A 16,553-nucleotide genomic window follows, 5' to 3' on the forward strand; every position below is an offset into this window, starting at 1 on the left:
TTGCAGGCATAAAAAAACACCGGGGCGTTAACCCCGGTGTTTTTATTTACGCTCAATTTGCCGGCGATCAGCGAGCCGCGGTGGCTTCCTGCGCTTTCTGATTGGCGTCTTCGGTGGTGTCCAGCGTCATGCGGTACAGTTTCGGCGCGGTCAGCATCATCAGGATAGCGATGACGGCGGTGACGATGCCGATCTGCATAAACACATGGCTGTAGATGGCCAGCGAAGCGTGCGCGTCGTTGATGTCGCTTGGGACGGCGGTCAGACCGGCAACCTTACCGGCGATCAGCGCGGCGGCGGCGGTGGTCAGGAACCAGGAACCCATGATGAAGCCCATCAGACGCTGCGGCACCAGCTGCGCCACCATCGCCAGCCCCAGGCCGGAAATCATCAGCTCGCCGATGCTCTGCAGCGCGTAGCTCAGGATCAGCCAGTTGACCGACACGATGCCCTGTTCGTTGGCGAAGCTGGCGCCCCATGGCAGCACCAGGAAGGCGCAGGAACACAGGATCATGCCGAAAGCGAACTTGTGCGGCATCGGCAGGCGATCGCCCATTTTGTTATACAGCGCGGCCAAAATCGGGCTGGCGAGCATGATCCAGAATGGATTCAGCGCCTGATACTGCTCCGGCTCGAAGGCGACGCCAAAGATGCTGTGTTCCACGTTATGGATAGCGAAGAAGTTCAGTGAGGTTGGCATCTGGCTGTACAGCACGAAGAACACCACCGCTTCCAGCATCAGCAGGAAGGCGACGATCATCTTGCGGCGTGCAGCGCCGTGTAGGGCGAAGGTTTCTTTGGCAAACACCAATACGATGCCGGCGGAAACCAGGGCCAGCGCCCAGCGCGCGATCACTTGGTTGTGCAGCAGCCAGCTGGACACGGCGATCAGCGCCACGACGCCGACCAGCACCATCAGCAGTTTCGGCAGATGCAGCGGCTTGAAGTCAGGCTTGGAACCGTTTTCCTTCACCCATTTGCGGCACATCATAAAGTTGACCAGAGTGATCAGCATGCCGACCACGCTCAGGGAGAACGCCACGCTCCAGCCGTATTTCGCCGCCAGCCACGGGGTGGCCAGCATGGAGAAGAAGGAACCGATGTTCACCGACATGTAGTACATGGTGAAGGCGCCGTCGAGACGCGGATCGTCTTTCTCATAGCAGGTGGACAGCAGGGAGGACGGGTTAGCCTTGAACAGGCCGCTACCCACGGCGATGGTCGCCATGCCCATGTAGACCCAGAAGATGTCGTGGCCGGAGTAGGCCACCATGGCGTAACCGGCGGCCAGCACCAGTGCGCCGAGCACGATCACGCGTTTGGCGCCCAGCACTTTATCGCCCAGCCAGCCGCCGATGGCCACGAAGCCATATACCAGCGCGCTGAAGGAAGAGAACAGGGTGATGGAGTCGGCTTCGCTCATGCCGAGCATCTTGACCAGATAAACCGCCATGATGCCCTGCAGGCCGTAATAGCCGAAACGCTCCCACAGTTCGATCGAGAAGATCAGATAGAATGCTTTCGGTTGTTTGAACGCGTTAAGGCTCACGCTCTCCGGGTGTTGGTTGTTTGCTGTTGACACTGGTACCTCTGTTTTTTCGCAGCCCGTCTTTGGAGGACGGGAAAGTACAAAAGTTGATGCGGAACGGCATCCTTTTGCGTTGTTATAGGATGGGGACGGCGGTTAATGTTCACTATCTTTGTCAACGTGGCAAGCAGTTTGTCATATTCGGTTACATTTAACGCCCACAGGATTATGCCGCGATGTTGCAAATGTTATGCAGTATTAACTTTCGGGTTTTAATGGTTTGCCGATTTTTTGTTTTGATTAAAAGCTATACGGATTTTAAACAGGGATATATTCTGCTGAATTGCTATTTTTTAGCGCATCAGTGTATGTACGGTTATTAATCCGTTGGAATGTTGTGTATATGGCGCGTTTTGTAAAATTATAGAAATTTAGGAAAACGGGGCTGGCATTTGTGAACGCCTTGTGATCTCGAAAGCGTGACGTTCACCGCAATTTTCGACTAATTTTTCGCTTGAAAATAACACGGCGCTGCGTTTTTCACTGAAAACCGCGATAACGCCGGGGTTACTGCTGCGCGATATCACATTTCCGATAAAAAAGAGGCGTTGGCGGGGGAAAGGGCGCGTTGGGGTACGGTTTGCCGAACCCCACAAACTCAGGATTCCGGATAAACCTTTTCTTTATACTCGCACAGGTCTTCGATAATGCAGGAGCCACAGCGCGGTTTGCGCGCGATGCAGGTGTAGCGCCCGTGCAGGATCAGCCAGTGGTGGCAATCGACCTTGAATTCGGCGGGGACCACCTTCAACAGCTTCTCTTCCACCTGATCGACGTTCTTGCCCGGCGCGAAGTGGGTGCGGTTGCACACCCGAAAGATGTGGGTGTCGACGGCGATGGTCGCCCAGCCGAAGGCGGTGTTGAGCACCACGTTGGCGGTCTTGCGGCCGACGCCCGGCAGCGCTTCCAGCGCGGCACGGTCTTCCGGCACGTCGCCACCGTGCAGCTCCAGCAGCATGCGGCAGGTTTTGATCACGTTTTCGGCCTTGCTGTTGAACAGGCCGATGGTCTTGATGTACTCCTTGACGCCATCAACCCCCAGCGCCAGCATGGCGGCGGGGGTGTTGGCGACCGGATAAAGCTTGGCGGTCGCCTTGTTGACGCTCACGTCGGTGGCCTGTGCAGACAGCAGCACCGCAATCAGTAGCTCAAACGGCGTGGTGTACACCAGCTCGGTGGTCGGGTGCGGGTTGTTGTCGCGCAGCCGGGTCAGAATTTCCAGTCGCTTCTGCTTGTTCATCAGGCCTTCTCAGCACGTCCTTGTTCCAGCAGCGGTTCCACCGCCACGGCGCGGGCTTTGCGCGCCTTCATTTTTTCGTCGATCAGATATTTGACCGCCAGCAGCAGCCCCAGGCCGATAAAGGCGCCCGGCGGCAGCATTGCCAGCAGGAACGGGCTGTCGAAATGCACCACTTCGATGCGCAGCGACTTGGCCCAGCCGCCCAGCAGCTGATCGGCGCCGTCGAACAGCGTGCCGTTGCCCAACAGTTCGCGCATCGAGCCCAGCGTCACCATCACGCCGGTAGCGCCGAGGCCGATGGCCATGCCGTCCAGCGCCGAGAGGCCGACCGGCTTCTTGGCGGCCACCGCTTCGGCGCGGCCCACCACGATGCAGTTGGTCACGATCAACGGAATAAAGATGCCGAGCGACTGATACAGGCCGAAGGCATAGGCGTTGATCAGCATCTGCACGATGCTCACCACCGCGGCGATGATCATCACGTAGATAGGAATGCGCACCTCGCTCGGCACCCAGCGGCGCACCGCGGAGATGGAGGCGTTGGTCAGCGTCAGCACCAGGGTGGTGGCCAGCCCCAAGCCGAGTGCGTTGGTGACGGTGGAGGTCACCGCCAGCAGCGGACACATGCCCAACAGCTGCACCAGGGCGGAGTTGTTTTTCCACAGCCCCTGGACGATCAATTCTTTGGCTTCACTCATTCGCTGGCTCCACACGCAGGTAAGCTTTCAAGTTTAGGCGGCAGCGTTTCCATATACAACGCCGTGCGGCGCACCGCATTGACCACCGCCCGCGGGGTGATGGTGGCACCGGTGAACTGGTCGAACATGCCGCCGTCTTTCTTCACCGCCCAGCGCTTATCGTCCGGGCCTTCGATTTTCTTGCCGCTGAAGAAGGAAATCCAGTCGGAAATGCGCAGTTCGATTTTGTCCCCCAGCCCCGGGGTTTCGTGGTGTTCAATCACCCGGGTGCCGAGCACCGTGCCGTTGAAATCGGCGCCGACCAGCAGCTTGATGGCGCCGGAGTAGCCGTCCGGCGCGGTGGTTTCCAGCGCGGCGGCGGTCGGTTGCCCGTTTTTGCGCGCCAGGTACAAGCGGTGCGGCGCATCGTCTCCCAGCGCCGGATCGCTGACCAGGAAGCATTCGTTCTGCATGATGTTGTCGTAGTTTTCCGGCGGCACCACCTGATCGAGCAGCGCTTTTTGCTGCAGCGCCGCCTGATGGGCGATGGTGCTTTTCGTCAGGGTATAGACGACGGCAGTCAGACCGGTGGTGACCGCCGCGAACACCGCCAGCGTGGTGCCGTGCTTTCTCATGGAATTCAGCATGGCGGCTCCTTAGCGATGGCCGTACACGCGCGGCTGCGTGTAGTGGTCGATTAACGGGACGGTAATGTTGGCGAGCAGCACGGCGAAGGCCACGCCGTCAGGGTAACCGCCATAGACGCGGATCAGCCACACCAGCACGCCGATCAGCGCGCCGTAGATCAAACGGCCTTTCGGCGTAGTGGACGCGCTGACCGGATCGGTAGCGATAAAAAACGCGCCCAGCATGCTGGCGCCGGAGAACAGGTGGATCAGCGGCGACGCCTGATGCGCCGGATCGAGCCACCAGGCCAGGCCGGAACAGAAGGCGATGGCGGCCAACATGCTGAAAGGGATCTGCCAATGGATCAGGCGGCGCGCCAGCATAAACAGGCCGCCGGCCAGGAAGCCGAGGTTGACCCACTGCCAGCCGATGCCGGCCAGGGCGCCACCGAACAGCAGCTGCTGCAGCACCTGTTCTACGCTATGGCCGCTGCGCAGGCCGGTTTTGAAACCGTCGAGCGGCGTGGCCTGGCTGATGCCGTCCACGCCCATCTGCAGTTCGTGCAGCGTCGCGCCTTGCGAGGTATGGCCGCTGAAAATGGCCAGCAGCGTGTCGTGGAGAGGCAGCGCGGTGGCGCGCAGCTCATCCGGCGGCAGCCAGCTGGTCATCTGTACCGGGAAGGAGATCAGCAGCACCACGTAACCGACCATCGCCGGGTTGAACGGGTTCTGCCCGAGGCCGCCGTACAGCTGCTTGGCGATGACGATGGCGAAGAAGGTGCCGATGACGATCATCCACCAGGGTGCCAGCGGCGGCAGGCTGATGCCGAGCAGCAGCGCGGTCAGCAGGGCGGAGTTATCCGCCAGCCGGCTGCGCACCGGCAGCTTGCGCAGCTTGAGGACCGCGCCTTCCGCCGCCAGCGCGACGATCGCCGCCAGCGCCACCTGAATCAATACGCCGTAGCCGAAGAACCAAATCTGCGCCGCGATGCCGGGAATGCACGCCAACATGACCCACAGCATGATGCGGCTGGTGCTTTGCTGGTTGTGGGTGAAAGGCGAGCTGGCGATGTGTAAGCCTTTGGCGGCTGTGGGTGATACCGGCCTGAACTTCATAAAGTAACGATACCTTCTGCGCCGCGCCTGCGGCAGTTTCGATGCGCCGTTCTAAAGGCGCGGCAAAAATGATAGCCGAGCATTCTACCTGATTCGATGCGAGGGTAATACGCCTTAATGATAGGGGTATTCGGCTTTCCGCACATCCGGCGATCGGGGCAGCGCGATTTGATTTTTTTTTGGCCGGGAAATGGGCTAACGTGAGGAATTGTCAGTGGAACTTGTGCCGCCATCGACCGCAGGAAATGGGGTAAGCGTCTGAATGAGATATCATTTTTCTCCAGATTTCCGCACAAAATAACAACTTTCACATAATCCGTGTAGGTTACTATCGCGAACATTATTGAGTCAGTGAATCCATAATAATGACAAATGAAGACATTTTTTTTATTGAAGAGCTAATTGAGTGGGTGGAGATACATCTGGAGAAACGGCCAAACCTGGATGAAGTCGCGCGTATTTCGGGCTATTCCAAGTGGCATCTGCAGCGTAAATTCAAGCGTATTACCGGCATTCAACTCGCCACCTATATCCGTTCGCGTATCCTGACGCGCGCCGCGGTGGCGCTGCGCATTACTCGTCGCTCGATCATCGACATTTCCGATGAGCTGGGCTTCGACTCTCAGCAGACCTTTACCCGCATGTTCAAGCAGCGTTTCGGCACCACGCCCAATCGCTACCGCTCGATGGAGCACTGGGACGTGAAAAACCTGATGCCGCGCTTTAACTTTGAAGCCAGCTATGGCGCCGGTTATTACCCGGAAGTGAAGCGGCTGACGCTGCCCGAGATGCAGTTGGTCGGCTTCACGCGCCGGCTGGATTTCGCCTCCGAGCAGGAGCTGGAGTACTCTTCCTGCATGGCGATGAAGGACGAGATTTTCAACGACTTCTTCAAGGGGCTGCACGTCGACTGTCGGCGCATTTACAGCATCTACTCTCCCCATGTCGGGGAGGGCGACGAGCTCTCATCCACGCTGGTGATGGCGGTCGATCCTGAACACAAAAAAGATATTCTTTCCAACCATCAGATAGACACCTTCCATCTGCCGAGCCGCGAGTTTATCTCTATCAACCACAAGGGTTCGGCGAAAGAGTGTTTGCAGTTTTTCGGCTACCTGATGTCACATGTGATGCCAGGGCTGAAGGATGAGGTGCGCGGCAGTATGGAAATGGAGATCATTCAAACCAAAGAGTGGAATCCGGAATCCAAACTGCGCCAGATTGAAGTGGATTACACCTACCTGATTTCTATCGATTAAACGGCGCCTGGCGACAGCCAGGCGCCGCTGTCATCATTTGTCTTCCGTTTCCGCCGCCAGCGATTCCCTGGCGGCTTTTTTGGCTTTGGCGCGGGCGATAGCCGCTGCCACCGCCGCCTTGCGCGGGTCTTCCTCGGCGGTTGCCGGCGCCGTTTCCGCCGGTGCAGGGGCATCCGCCTGCTGCGCCGCTTTTTTGGCTTTGGCGCGGGCGATAGCCGCTGCCACCGCCGCCTTGCGCGGGTCTTCCTCGGCGGTTGCCGGCGCCGGCTCCGCCGGTGCAGGGGCATCCGCCTGCTGCGCCGCTTTCTTGGCTTTGGCGCGGGCGATAGCCGCTGCCACCGCCGCCTTGCGCGGGTCTTCCTCGGCGGTTGCCGGCGCCGTTTCCGCCGGTGCAGGGGCATCCGCCTGCTGCGCCGCTTTCTTGGCTTTGGCACGCGCCAGAGCGGCAGCGACCGCGGCCTTGCGCGGATCTTCCTCGGCGGTTGCCGGTGCCGTTTCCACCGGTGCAGGGGCGTCCGCCTGCTGCGCCGCTTTCTTGGCCTTTACACGCGCCAGGGCGGCAGCGACCGCGGCCTTGCGTGGATCGTTCTCTGCTGCTGCCGGAGCCGTGCTGTCTGCGGCCGGCGCTTCCTTGCGCGCTTTTACGCGGGCCAGCGCCGCGGCCACGGCGGCTTTGCGCGCGTCGTCGCCAGAAGTTGCCGATGATGCCTCTGTTTCCGCCTCGGCCGCCAACTGGGCTCGGCGTTCGCGCGCCTGCGCTTTACGCGCTTCGCGGGCGGCGATCATCTCGCTGTTATCCGGCTGCTGGCCGTTGACCGGCGTGACCGCCGCTTCGGCATTTTTGCTGCGCACGCGCGCCAGCGCGGCCTGCACCGCGCCCTGATCGTCGTCGGTCAGTTTGACGGCGGCCTTTTTATGCCGCTCTTCGCGCGCCAGCTTCTCGCGCTCCAGGCGCGCCAGCTTGGCTTCGTAACGCGCCTTGGCCTCGGCGGTACGCGCCGCCTCCAGATCGATAGCCTTTATCTCGGCCTTTTCCTGACGGTAGTACTGCACCAGCGGGATGTTGCTGGGGCAAACGAACGCGCAGGCGCCGCATTCGATGCAGTCAAACAGGTTATGGTTGCGCGCCTTGTCGTGCTCTTGTCCGCGGCTGAACCAGTACAGCTGCTGCGGCAGCAGCCCGGCAGGGCAAGCGTCTACGCACAGGCCGCAGCGGATGCAGGACTGCTCCGGTTCCTGCGGCGACATTTCATCGACCGTCGGCGCCAGAATGCAGTTGCTGATCTTGACGATCGGCACATTCAGCGCGGGCAGGGTGAAGCCCATCAGCGGGCCGCCCATGACCACCATCTGCTGCGCCTGCGGGCGGAAACCGGCGAAGTCTAGCAGGTGCTGCACCGGCGTGCCGATGCGCGCCCACAGGTTGCCCGGGCGCTCGAGCGCCTCGCCGGTCAGGGTCACCACGCGCTCAATCAGCGGTTCGCCGTCGACGATCGCTCGTTTGATGGCGAAGGCGGTGCCGACGTTTTGCATCAATACGCCGATAGCAGAGGAGTGCTTGCCGTGCGGCACTTCCTTGCCGGTGAGGATCTTGGTCAGCTGCTTGGCGCCGCCGGACGGGTATTTGGTGGGGATAACGCGCAGCCCAATGCCGGACTGGCCGCGCAGCGCCTGTTTCAGCGCCGCGATCGCTTCCGGTTTGTTGTCTTCGATGCCGATCAGCGTGACCTTGGGCTGCAGAATGTGTTGCAGGATCTGCGTGCCTTCAATGATCTGGTCGGCATGTTCCTGCATCAGGCGATCGTCGGCGGTGATGTAAGGCTCGCACTCGGCGGCGTTGAGGATCAGCGTTTCCACGCCGCTCATGCCGCCCTGCAGCTTGCTGGCGGTCGGGAAACCGGCGCCGCCCAGACCGGCGATGCCGGCCTGATGAATACGTTGAACCAGCTCCGCGGCGGGCGCTTGACGGTAGTCCGCCACCGGGTCGCGCTCGCACCCGCGGTCTTCCCCGTCCGCCTCGATAATCACGCACAGTTCCGTCAGCCCGGAAGGGTGAGCGGTGATGTGCGGCGTGATGGCGCTGACGGTGCCCGAGGTCGGGGCGTGTACCGGCACGGTGCGGCCACGGCCGACGGTCAGCGGCTGGCCTTTCAACACCCGATCGCCGGCGTTGACGCACAGCTCGCCTTCCGGCCCCAGATGCTGCTGCAGCGGAATGATAAAGGTCTTGGGCAGGGGAGCGACACGCAGCGGCGCACCGCTGGACTGCGTTTTCATTTCCGGTGGATGGATCCCGCCGTCGAAATCCCAGATCCGGTCTTTTTTAAAGGCGGCGAACAGATTAAGCATGTTGCTCCACGTGGATCACTTGCACCGGGATCGTCTTCATGTCCCACTTCCAGTTGGCAGTGGTGGTGGCGACCGGTCTCATTTCAATACAGTCGGTAGGGCAAGGGGCGACGCACAGATCGCAGCCGGTACAGAGATCGGTAATGACGGTGTGCATGGCGCGGGTGGCGCCGACGATGGCGTCCACCGGGCAGGCCTGAATGCACTTGGTGCAGCCGATGCAGTTGGCCTCGTCGATATAGGCCACTTTACGCTCCGGCTCGGCGGCGGCTTCGCTGCCCAGCGGCTGCGGCTCGACGTTGAGCAGCTCCGCCAGCTTCAGCATCACCTGTTCGCCGCCCGGCGCGCATTTGTTGATCATCTCGCCGTTGGCCACCGCCTCGGCGTAGGGGCGGCAACCGGGGTAGCCGCACTGGCCGCACTGGCTCTGCGGCAGGATCGCATCGACCTGCTCGGCAACCGGATCCTCTTCCACCTCAAAACGGCGCGCGGCGTAGCCCAGCACCAGTCCGAACAGCAGTCCGAGCGCGCTTAAAGCCGCGATAGCTATCCACAACGCAGTCATTAGAATTTCACCAGCCCGGTAAAGCCCATAAAGGCCAGCGACATCAGCCCGGCGGTGATCAGCGCGATCGAGGAGCCGCGGAACGGCGCCGGCACGTCGGCGACCGCCAGACGTTCGCGAATGGCGGCGAACAGCACCATGACCAGCGAGAAACCGGCGGCGGCGCTGAAGCCGTAAACGGCGGACTGCAGGAAGTTGTAGCCGAGGTTGACGTTAAGCAACGCCACGCCAAGCACCGCGCAGTTGGTGGTGATCAGCGGCAGGAAGATCCCCAGCAGGCGGTAGAGCGCCGGGCTGGTTTTGCGCACCACCATCTCGGTGAACTGCACGACGACGGCGATCACCAGAATGAAGGAGAGCGTGCGCAGATACACCAGATCCAACGGAACCAGAATAAAGGTGTTGATCACCCAGGCGCTGACGGAGGCCAGCGTCATGACGAAGGTAGTGGCCATTCCCATGCCGATGGCGCTTTCCAGCTTCTTGGAAACGCCGAGGAACGGGCACAGGCCAAGAAACTTCACCAGAACGAAGTTGTTCACCAGTACGGTGCCGACAAACAGGAGCAGGTATTCGGTCATTGCGATGCCTAAAAAAATAAAAGCCGCCTATTATCGGGAATCGGCGGCCGGACGACAACATATGAATCGCAGGGGTATTGCCTTTTTTGGCGAAAATTTACACAAATCACCCGATAAAACGTGCTGCAATCGCTTTTAACGTTCGGTAAAGGTGCCTTTGACCCGCTGCGAGCGCTTGATGTAAGGCACCAGCAGCGCCGCCATCAGCAGCGGCCAGCCAAGGCTGCGCACCGCCACTTCATCCGGCACCGGCGCGAAGGCAAAGGCTTTCACCGCCAGGATCACCGTGATCAACAGCCACAGCAAGAACAGCTTGGGGAAGCGCAGCGACCGCCGGCAAAACAAAAGCACCAGCCACAGGGTAAAGCACCACATCAAGAGCGTGGTCAGCACCGAAAAATACCATTGCAGGGTAAACGCCTGGGCGTTGGTCAGCAGGTAGTCGCGCGACTCGGGCATAAAGATCGCCATGGCGTACAGGAGCAGCATCAAACTGGCGCTGAGCAAGGTGACGATCAGATAGGCCAGCGGGGCCAGCAACCAACCGCCGATACGAGAGTATTCAGCTTGAGACATAAAGGCTTCCTGATTGAAACGGGGATCACAGGCGGCATAGCTTAGCGGGTAATACCGGCTTCGTCATCTCTATCAACCGGATAGCTCGGCATCGCGGCGCGTGGCAGCACGTTTAGTCACTCGACGCCGTATCGAGCCCGCTTCAAGTTAACATCTCATTTACTTCTTGTTCCATCCGGCCGCATGGTGTCAAATCGAAAGGGTCTGTCGTGAGCCTGCAAGAGGAAATCCCATGGCTGAGAAAATTCGTGTCGGGCTGGTCGGTTACGGCTACGCCGGCAAAACCTTTCATGCGCCGCTGATCGCCGGTACGCCGGGGCTGGAGTTGGCCGCCGTCGCCAGCAGCGATGCCGGCAAAGTGCACGCCGACTGGCCGTCGATGGCGGTGGTGGGCGATGCGCAGGCGCTGTTCGCCGATCCGACCCTCGATCTGATCGTGATTCCTACCCCCAACGATACCCATTTCCCGCTGGCGCAGCAGGCGCTGGCTGCGGGCAAACACGTGGTGGTGGATAAACCGTTTACCGTGACATTGTCACAAGCGCAGGCGCTGCAACAGCAGGCGCAGCAGAGCGGTTTGCTGCTGTCGGTATTCCACAACCGCCGCTGGGACAGTGACTTCCTTACCCTGAAAGCGCTGCTGAATGAGGGCGCGCTGGGCGAGGTGGTCTATTTCGAGTCGCATTTCGATCGCTACCGGCCGCAGGTGCGCCAGCGCTGGCGCGAACAAGGCGGCGTCGGCAGCGGTATCTGGTTCGATTTGGGGCCGCATTTGCTCGATCAGGCGCTGCAACTCTTCGGCAAGCCCGACCGCCTGTTCGTCGATCTGGGGGAACTGCGGCCGGGGGCGCAAGCGGTGGATTATGTCCACGCGCTGCTGAGCTATGGCGATCGCCGCGTGGTACTGCACGCCAGCATGCTGGTAGCGGCAGAGAGCCCGCGCTACGTGGTGCACGGCACCCGCGGCAGCTATATTAAATACGGCCTGGACCCGCAGGAAGACCGGCTGAAGGCCGGTGAGCGTCTGCCTCAGGCCGACTGGGGTTATGACATGCGCGACGGCGTGGTGACGCTGTCACGTGGCGATCTGCTGGCGGAGCAACCGCTGCTCAATATTCCCGGCAATTACCCGGCTTATTACGCCGCGGTGCGCGACGCCATCGCCGGCTTAGGCGAAAACCCTGTGCCGGCCGCCGACGCCATCGCGGTAATGGCATTGATCGAACTGGGGCTGGAATCGGCCCGGCTGCAGCAGGCGCTGCCGGTGGTCTGATCCCGTTCATTTTTCTATGCCCGGCGCCACGTCGGGCCTTTTTACGACTTTACGTGCAAGGAAATCCGTTTCATGTCCTGGTTGCAGCGTTTGCGCATTGATAAATTTTTGCTGGTCCTGATTTTGGTGGTGATCGTCGCCTCGCTGTTCCCCTGCGAAGGCATCTGGAAAACCTTCTTTGAGCACCTGACCACCGCCGCCATCGCGCTGCTGTTCTTTATGCACGGCGCCAAGCTGTCGCGCGAGGCGATCGTCGCCGGCATGAGCCACTGGAAGCTGCATCTGCTGGTGTTCCTCAGCACCTTTGCGCTGTTCCCGCTGCTCGGCCTGGCGATGAACCTGCTGGTGCCGGGCATCATGACGCCGACGGTCTATCTCGGTTTCCTCTATCTGTGCGCGCTGCCGGCCACGGTGCAATCGGCCATCGCCTTTACCTCGGCGGCGGGCGGCAACGTGGCGGCGGCGATCTGCAGCGCCTCGGCGTCGAGCATTCTTGGCGTGTTCCTGTCGCCGCTGCTGGTGGGCGCGTTGATGCATACCCAGGGCGGCAATACCGACGTGCTGCACGCCATCGGTTCGATCATTCTGCAATTGATGGTGCCATTTGTGGTCGGTCACCTGGCGCGGCCATTGATCGGCAAGTGGATCGACCGCCATCGCAAACTGATCAACCTGACCGACCGTTCGTCGATCTTGCTGGTGGTGTATACCGCGTTCAGCGCGGCGGTGGTGGAAGGCATTTGGCATCGCATCGACGGCTGGTCGCTGCTGACCATCCTGGTGATGTCGCTGGTGCTGCTGACGGTGGTGCTGGTGATCAACACCTACGCGGCGCGCTGGCTGGGCTTCAACACCGCCGATGAGATCACCATCGTTTTCTGCGGCTCGAAAAAGAGTCTGGCGAACGGCATCCCGATGGCCAACGTGCTGTTCCCGGCCGCGGCGGTGGGCGCCATGGTGCTGCCGCTGATGATTTTCCACCAGGTGCAGCTGATGGTATGCGCGGTGCTGGCGCAGCGCTATGCGCGTAAAACCGCCAAACAGCGGGCCGAGGCGGAGGCGCTGGTGGCTAAATAGGCCGCTAACCGCAGCTCAGTGCGTCGAGCAGAAAGTTGGCGCGCTCGTCGGGTGAGGCGCGCGGCAGTTCCTGCAGCCGATAGCCCGATCGTCGGTAGACGGCCAGCATCGCTTGGTAGGTCTGCTCGGCTTCGGCGAAAGACTGTTTTCTCTCGCTGTCCTGCGCGTAGATCGCTTGCCAGGGTGGGGCGATGAACACGGTATCGGCATAGCGAAAAGCGTCGATCGCCGCCGCTAAGGGGGCGGGGATCGGCAACCCGCACAGCGTCAGGTAACCGGCGATATCCGGCAAGCCGCGATCGAAGAACCAACATGTTTCGCCCATCGCCTCACGCCATGAACGCAGTTCCCAATCGAGCATCCGCTCGGCGAAAGCCTGGCGATCGCCCCACGGCAGCGCGTTGCCCCCAATACTCATCTGGTCCTGAATAATCGCCCGGCCCGCCTCCTGCGAATGCGGGTAACCACGGCGATGAAGAACGTCAATGAGCGTGCTTTTGCCCGAACCCGGGCCGCCGGTCAGCACGATGCGGCGTAGTTTGTCAGACATACGGAATTCCTCTCTTGCAGCAGAGCTATGGGTGAAAACAGCGATAAAGACGAGCAGGCGGAAGAAAACGGGGGGATGAGAAGAAGGCGCCGTTTGGCGCCTTGGGGAGACTTAGCCCTGAACTTTGGTGCGCAGCGCCTGTTTTTCCTGTTCGCTGAGGAAAGCCAGCTTCAGGCCGTTTTCCTGCGCGGTGCGGATTTCCTCCGGCGTCAGCCCGGCCTGCGGCGCGGCGACGCGATATTCGTGCTCGATCTCGATGCCCTGAACCGCCGGATCGTCGGTGTTGATCGATGCCAGCACGCCGTGGCGCAGGAAGGTGGCCAGCGGATGCTGCGCCAGTGACGGCACGGTGCTAGTCTGGATGTTGGAGGTCAGGCAGGACTCGATGCCGATGCCGTGTTCCGCCAGGAAGTCCATCAGCGCCGGATCTTCGACCGCTTTCACTCCGTGGCCGATACGCTCGGCGCCCAGCTCGCGGATCGCCTGCCAGATGCTTTCCGGGCCGGCGGCTTCGCCCGCGTGCACGGTGATGCGCAGACCGGCATCGCGTGCGCGGTTGAAGTGGTTGAGGAACAGGCTGCCGGGGAAGCCCAGCTCATCGCCCGCCAAATCCAGCGCGGTAATGCCGTCGCGGTGCGCCAGCAACCCTTCCAATTCTTGCAGGCAGGCGGCCTCGCCAAAGGTGCGGCTCATGATGCCGATCAGGCGAATGTCGATGTTGCGATCGCGGCAGCCCGAACGGATCCCGTCGATCACCGCTTCCACCACGCCGGCGACCGGCAGCTGATGCTTCATCGCCATGTAGTAAGGGGAAAAACGCAGTTCGGCGTAGTGCAGACCGGCGTTGGCGGCGTCTTCGACGTTTTCGTAAGCCACCCGGCGGCAGGCGTCCAAATCGCCCAGCACCGCTACGCCCCAGTCCAGTTTCTGCAGGAAGCTGACCAGATCCGGTTCGGCGTGGGTGATCTGCACGTGCGGGCGCAGGCTCTCCAAATCGTTGGCCGGCAGGGCGAGGTTGAACTGACGACCGAGGTCGAGAATGGTCTGCGCGCGGATATTGCCGTCGAGATGGCGGTGAATGTCGGTAAGCGGTAGGCGGGGATCGATCATGCTGGGCACTCGCTAATTTATCGTAGGTAAAGTGCAGAACAGTATAAAAACAAATGAATGAAACTTGCCATCTCGTTGCACAAAAAGGTGACTTAAATCACAAATAATGCGAGGTGTATCGCATTATCGTCGTGAATCAGGCTTTCAACACGCTGACGCCCGCCTGCTGAAACGGCGCAAGCAGCGCATCGTCGGTGGCGCGTTCAACGATGATGGTATGCGCCAGCGTAATGTCACCGATCGCATACTGCGAGGCGGCGTTAAGCTTGGCGGCTGAAGCCAACACCACGGTTTCCGCCGCGCGGGCCGCCAGCGCCCGCTTGATGTAGGCCTCTTCCAGATCGCCGGTGCTCAGCCCCGCAGTGGGGTGTACCCCGGTCACGCCCATAAAATAGATATCGGCGCGAATATGCGACATTGCTTCCACCGCGGCGGCACCAACGCTGACGATCGAATGCTTGTACAGTCGGCCGCCGATCAGGATCACCTCGACCGTGGGGTGATCGACCAGGCCCACGGCGACGCTGGGGCTGTGGGTGACGATAGTGGCATTCAGATTGGGCGGCAGCTGCCTGACCAGTTCTGCAGAGGTGGTGCCACCGTCGATGATCGCTACCTGGCCGGGGGCGATCATCGACGCTGCGGCTTTGGCGATCGCGCGTTTGGCGCCGGATTCCAACTGATTGCGCTCGGCGAAGCTGGCAATGGCAGAGGAAACCGGCAGGGCGCCGCCATGTACCCGTTGCAGCAACCCCTCGGCGTCCAGTTCGCGCAGATCGCGCCGGACAGTATCTTCCGACAACCCAAACATTTCGCTGAGCTGCTTGGCCAACACCTGGCCGTCCTGGGCCAGTTTTTCCAGGATGATTTTCTTGCGCTGGCTGGTCAACATGGCCATTTTCCTCTCAAATTTGCTTTGCACGAAATATCTTGATCATACACGAAATTGCACGATAGTATCAATTTCCTTCCTAAGGCGGAGTAAACCGATGATAGCCACCAAAGACAGGATTCGCATTGTCGAAACCCGGGTGTTGTCCGATGACTGGTACCTGCTGAAAAAAACCACCTTTGACTTTTTGCGGCGCGACGGCGTTTGGCAGCGACAGAGCCGTGAGACTTACGATCGTGGCGACGGCGCGGTAATTTTGCTGTTCAACCGGCAGGCGCAAACGGTGGTCCTGACGCGCCAGTTCCGCTTTCCGGTGTTCGTCAACGGCCATGACGGCATGTTGATTGAGGCCGCCGCCGGCTTGCTGGACAACGCGTCGCCGGAGGCGCGCATCCGCGCCGAAGCGGAAGAGGAAACCGGCTATTTCGTGCAGAACGTGGAGAAGGTGTTCGAAGCCTATATGAGTCCCGGCTCGGTCACCGAGAAGCTGCACTTTTTCGTCGGTGAATATCAGGCGGGCGACCGCATCAACGAGGGCGGCGGAGTGGCGGCGGAGGGGGAAGATCTGGAGGTGCTCGAGCTGCCGCTGGCGCAAGCCCTGCAGGCGGTTCGCCAGGGCACGATCGTTGACGCCAAGACCATCATGCTGCTGCAGTTTGTCGCCTTGAACCGGATCTTGGAGGAAGAACGATGAAAGCCCAACAAATCCTGATCGCCGGCCCCTATCGCAGCGGCACCGATGGCGATCCGCAGCGTATCGCCGCCAATCTGGCGCGCCTGGAACGGGCGGCGCTGGCGGTTTACCAACGGGGGCACGTGCCGGTGATCGGCGAGTGGCTGGCGCTGCCTTTGGCGGCGGCGGCGGGTTCCACTCAGGTTGGCGATGCGGTGAGCGAGGCGTTTCTCTACCCGGTGGCCCACCGGTTGATTGCGCAGTGTCAGGCAGTGTATCGCATCGAAGGGGCGTCTGCGGGGGCCGATAACGACGTGCGGCTGGCCAACGAATGGGGCCTGACGGTCTATCGCTGCCTGGAGGCGATCCCGCCTGTTCAGGGGTAATCGCGGGGCGGGCAG

The 16,553-nt window shown here is 60.9% G+C and carries 17 protein-coding genes; 5 read left to right on the top strand and 12 right to left on the bottom strand.

The window, feature by feature from the left end:
* Positions 1–67: 67 nt before the first annotated feature.
* From dtpA to rsxD, 5 genes are all read right to left on the bottom strand, one after another.
* Positions 68–1,582: a dipeptide/tripeptide permease DtpA gene (gene dtpA, locus QDT79_RS15255; RefSeq protein WP_063989733.1), complete on the bottom strand. Its 1,515-nt coding sequence runs from the start codon at positions 1,580–1,582 to the stop codon at positions 68–70.
* A 604-nt stretch (positions 1,583–2,186) separates the two neighbouring features.
* The gene (gene nth, locus QDT79_RS15260; RefSeq protein WP_063989734.1) at positions 2,187–2,828 is read right to left on the bottom strand and encodes an endonuclease III; all 642 of its coding nucleotides are present in this window, start codon (positions 2,826–2,828) and stop codon (positions 2,187–2,189) included.
* A complete protein-coding gene (locus QDT79_RS15265; protein ID WP_038873082.1) occupies positions 2,828–3,526 on the bottom strand; it encodes an electron transport complex subunit E in 699 nt (232 codons plus the stop codon). The genes nth and QDT79_RS15265 overlap by 1 nt, the downstream gene beginning before the upstream one ends.
* The gene (gene rsxG / locus QDT79_RS15270; RefSeq protein ID WP_063989735.1) at positions 3,523–4,152 is read right to left on the bottom strand and encodes an electron transport complex subunit RsxG; all 630 of its coding nucleotides are present in this window, start codon (positions 4,150–4,152) and stop codon (positions 3,523–3,525) included. Before rsxG ends, QDT79_RS15265 begins: the two co-directional genes overlap by 4 nt.
* Before the next feature lie 9 nt (positions 4,153–4,161).
* Positions 4,162–5,247 (bottom strand): electron transport complex subunit RsxD, encoded by a 1,086-nt coding sequence (gene rsxD / locus QDT79_RS15275; RefSeq protein WP_308316672.1) that lies wholly within the window; start codon positions 5,245–5,247, stop codon positions 4,162–4,164.
* A 365-nt stretch (positions 5,248–5,612) separates the two neighbouring features.
* On the opposite strand from rsxD, the gene QDT79_RS15280 reads away from it, so the two are divergent.
* A complete protein-coding gene (locus tag QDT79_RS15280; RefSeq protein WP_107226855.1) occupies positions 5,613–6,506 on the top strand; it encodes a helix-turn-helix domain-containing protein in 894 nt (297 codons plus the stop codon).
* A 33-nt stretch (positions 6,507–6,539) separates the two neighbouring features.
* On the opposite strand, the gene rsxC is transcribed toward QDT79_RS15280, so the two are convergent.
* From rsxC to QDT79_RS15300, 4 genes are all read right to left on the bottom strand, one after another.
* Positions 6,540–8,855, bottom strand: coding sequence for an electron transport complex subunit RsxC (gene rsxC, locus QDT79_RS15285; protein WP_308316673.1), 2,316 nt, complete (start codon positions 8,853–8,855; stop codon positions 6,540–6,542).
* The gene (gene rsxB / locus QDT79_RS15290) at positions 8,848–9,420 is read right to left on the bottom strand and encodes an electron transport complex subunit RsxB (protein WP_004938428.1); all 573 of its coding nucleotides are present in this window, start codon (positions 9,418–9,420) and stop codon (positions 8,848–8,850) included. Before rsxB ends, rsxC begins: the two co-directional genes overlap by 8 nt.
* Positions 9,420–10,001 carry an electron transport complex subunit RsxA gene (gene rsxA, locus QDT79_RS15295; RefSeq protein WP_004938443.1) on the bottom strand — a complete coding sequence of 194 codons (582 nt, stop codon included), beginning with the start codon at positions 9,999–10,001 and terminating at the stop codon, positions 9,420–9,422. The genes rsxB and rsxA overlap by 1 nt, the downstream gene beginning before the upstream one ends.
* Positions 10,002–10,136: 135 nt before the next feature.
* Complete coding sequence (locus tag QDT79_RS15300) at positions 10,137–10,577, bottom strand: DUF2569 domain-containing protein (RefSeq protein WP_038873882.1); 441 nt, start codon at positions 10,575–10,577, stop codon at positions 10,137–10,139.
* A gap of 232 nt (positions 10,578–10,809) precedes the next feature.
* Between QDT79_RS15300 and QDT79_RS15305 the strand changes: the two genes are divergently transcribed.
* The gene (locus QDT79_RS15305; RefSeq protein WP_063989739.1) at positions 10,810–11,850 is read left to right on the top strand and encodes an oxidoreductase; all 1,041 of its coding nucleotides are present in this window, start codon (positions 10,810–10,812) and stop codon (positions 11,848–11,850) included.
* Between the two features lie 72 nt (positions 11,851–11,922).
* Positions 11,923–12,927, top strand: coding sequence for a bile acid:sodium symporter family protein (locus QDT79_RS15310; RefSeq protein WP_130018004.1), 1,005 nt, complete (start codon positions 11,923–11,925; stop codon positions 12,925–12,927).
* 4 nt (positions 12,928–12,931) lie between these two features.
* Here the strand turns inward: QDT79_RS15310 and QDT79_RS15315 are convergent, their stop codons facing one another.
* The 3 genes from QDT79_RS15315 to QDT79_RS15325 all read right to left on the bottom strand — a co-directional run bounded on the left by QDT79_RS15315 (position 12,932) and on the right by QDT79_RS15325 (position 15,479).
* Positions 12,932–13,477, bottom strand: a complete 546-nt coding sequence (locus QDT79_RS15315) for an AAA family ATPase (protein ID WP_308316674.1) — start codon at positions 13,475–13,477, stop codon at positions 12,932–12,934.
* A 111-nt stretch (positions 13,478–13,588) separates the two neighbouring features.
* A complete protein-coding gene (gene add, locus QDT79_RS15320) occupies positions 13,589–14,587 on the bottom strand; it encodes an adenosine deaminase (protein WP_063989742.1) in 999 nt (332 codons plus the stop codon).
* Between the two features lie 136 nt (positions 14,588–14,723).
* Positions 14,724–15,479 (bottom strand): DeoR/GlpR family DNA-binding transcription regulator, encoded by a 756-nt coding sequence (locus tag QDT79_RS15325; protein ID WP_308316675.1) that lies wholly within the window; start codon positions 15,477–15,479, stop codon positions 14,724–14,726.
* A 97-nt stretch (positions 15,480–15,576) separates the two neighbouring features.
* On the opposite strand from QDT79_RS15325, the gene QDT79_RS15330 reads away from it, so the two are divergent.
* Together QDT79_RS15330 and QDT79_RS15335 are read left to right on the top strand one after the other, a co-directional pair.
* Positions 15,577–16,173, top strand: a complete 597-nt coding sequence (locus QDT79_RS15330; RefSeq protein WP_063989744.1) for an NUDIX hydrolase — start codon at positions 15,577–15,579, stop codon at positions 16,171–16,173.
* A complete protein-coding gene (locus tag QDT79_RS15335; RefSeq protein ID WP_063989745.1) occupies positions 16,170–16,538 on the top strand; it encodes a hypothetical protein in 369 nt (122 codons plus the stop codon). Before QDT79_RS15330 ends, QDT79_RS15335 begins: the two co-directional genes overlap by 4 nt.
* Positions 16,539–16,553 lie beyond the last annotated feature (15 nt).

The sequence above is a fragment of the Serratia marcescens genome, from assembly GCF_029846115.1.
GTDB classification, from domain to species: Bacteria; Pseudomonadota; Gammaproteobacteria; order Enterobacterales; family Enterobacteriaceae; genus Serratia; species Serratia marcescens_L.

What these genes read in the sequence shown, in the direction of transcription:
- rsxB (WP_004938428.1), bottom strand. Translation starts at nt 9,420, where the DNA reads ATGACTGCGTTGTGGATAGCTATCGCGGCTTTAAGCGCGCTCGGACTG.
- QDT79_RS15315 (WP_308316674.1), bottom strand. Translation starts at nt 13,477, where the DNA reads ATGTCTGACAAACTACGCCGCATCGTGCTGACCGGCGGCCCGGGTTCG.
- nth (WP_063989734.1), bottom strand. Translation starts at nt 2,828, where the DNA reads ATGAACAAGCAGAAGCGACTGGAAATTCTGACCCGGCTGCGCGACAAC.
- rsxA (WP_004938443.1), bottom strand. Translation starts at nt 10,001, where the DNA reads ATGACCGAATACCTGCTCCTGTTTGTCGGCACCGTACTGGTGAACAAC.
- QDT79_RS15280 (WP_107226855.1), top strand. Translation starts at nt 5,613, where the DNA reads ATGACAAATGAAGACATTTTTTTTATTGAAGAGCTAATTGAGTGGGTG.
- QDT79_RS15305 (WP_063989739.1), top strand. Translation starts at nt 10,810, where the DNA reads ATGGCTGAGAAAATTCGTGTCGGGCTGGTCGGTTACGGCTACGCCGGC.
- add (WP_063989742.1), bottom strand. Translation starts at nt 14,587, where the DNA reads ATGATCGATCCCCGCCTACCGCTTACCGACATTCACCGCCATCTCGAC.
- QDT79_RS15310 (WP_130018004.1), top strand. Translation starts at nt 11,923, where the DNA reads ATGTCCTGGTTGCAGCGTTTGCGCATTGATAAATTTTTGCTGGTCCTG.
- rsxG (WP_063989735.1), bottom strand. Translation starts at nt 4,152, where the DNA reads ATGCTGAATTCCATGAGAAAGCACGGCACCACGCTGGCGGTGTTCGCG.
- rsxD (WP_308316672.1), bottom strand. Translation starts at nt 5,247, where the DNA reads ATGAAGTTCAGGCCGGTATCACCCACAGCCGCCAAAGGCTTACACATC.
- rsxC (WP_308316673.1), bottom strand. Translation starts at nt 8,855, where the DNA reads ATGCTTAATCTGTTCGCCGCCTTTAAAAAAGACCGGATCTGGGATTTC.
- QDT79_RS15330 (WP_063989744.1), top strand. Translation starts at nt 15,577, where the DNA reads ATGATAGCCACCAAAGACAGGATTCGCATTGTCGAAACCCGGGTGTTG.
- QDT79_RS15265 (WP_038873082.1), bottom strand. Translation starts at nt 3,526, where the DNA reads ATGAGTGAAGCCAAAGAATTGATCGTCCAGGGGCTGTGGAAAAACAAC.
- QDT79_RS15300 (WP_038873882.1), bottom strand. Translation starts at nt 10,577, where the DNA reads ATGTCTCAAGCTGAATACTCTCGTATCGGCGGTTGGTTGCTGGCCCCG.
- QDT79_RS15335 (WP_063989745.1), top strand. Translation starts at nt 16,170, where the DNA reads ATGAAAGCCCAACAAATCCTGATCGCCGGCCCCTATCGCAGCGGCACC.
- QDT79_RS15325 (WP_308316675.1), bottom strand. Translation starts at nt 15,479, where the DNA reads ATGTTGACCAGCCAGCGCAAGAAAATCATCCTGGAAAAACTGGCCCAG.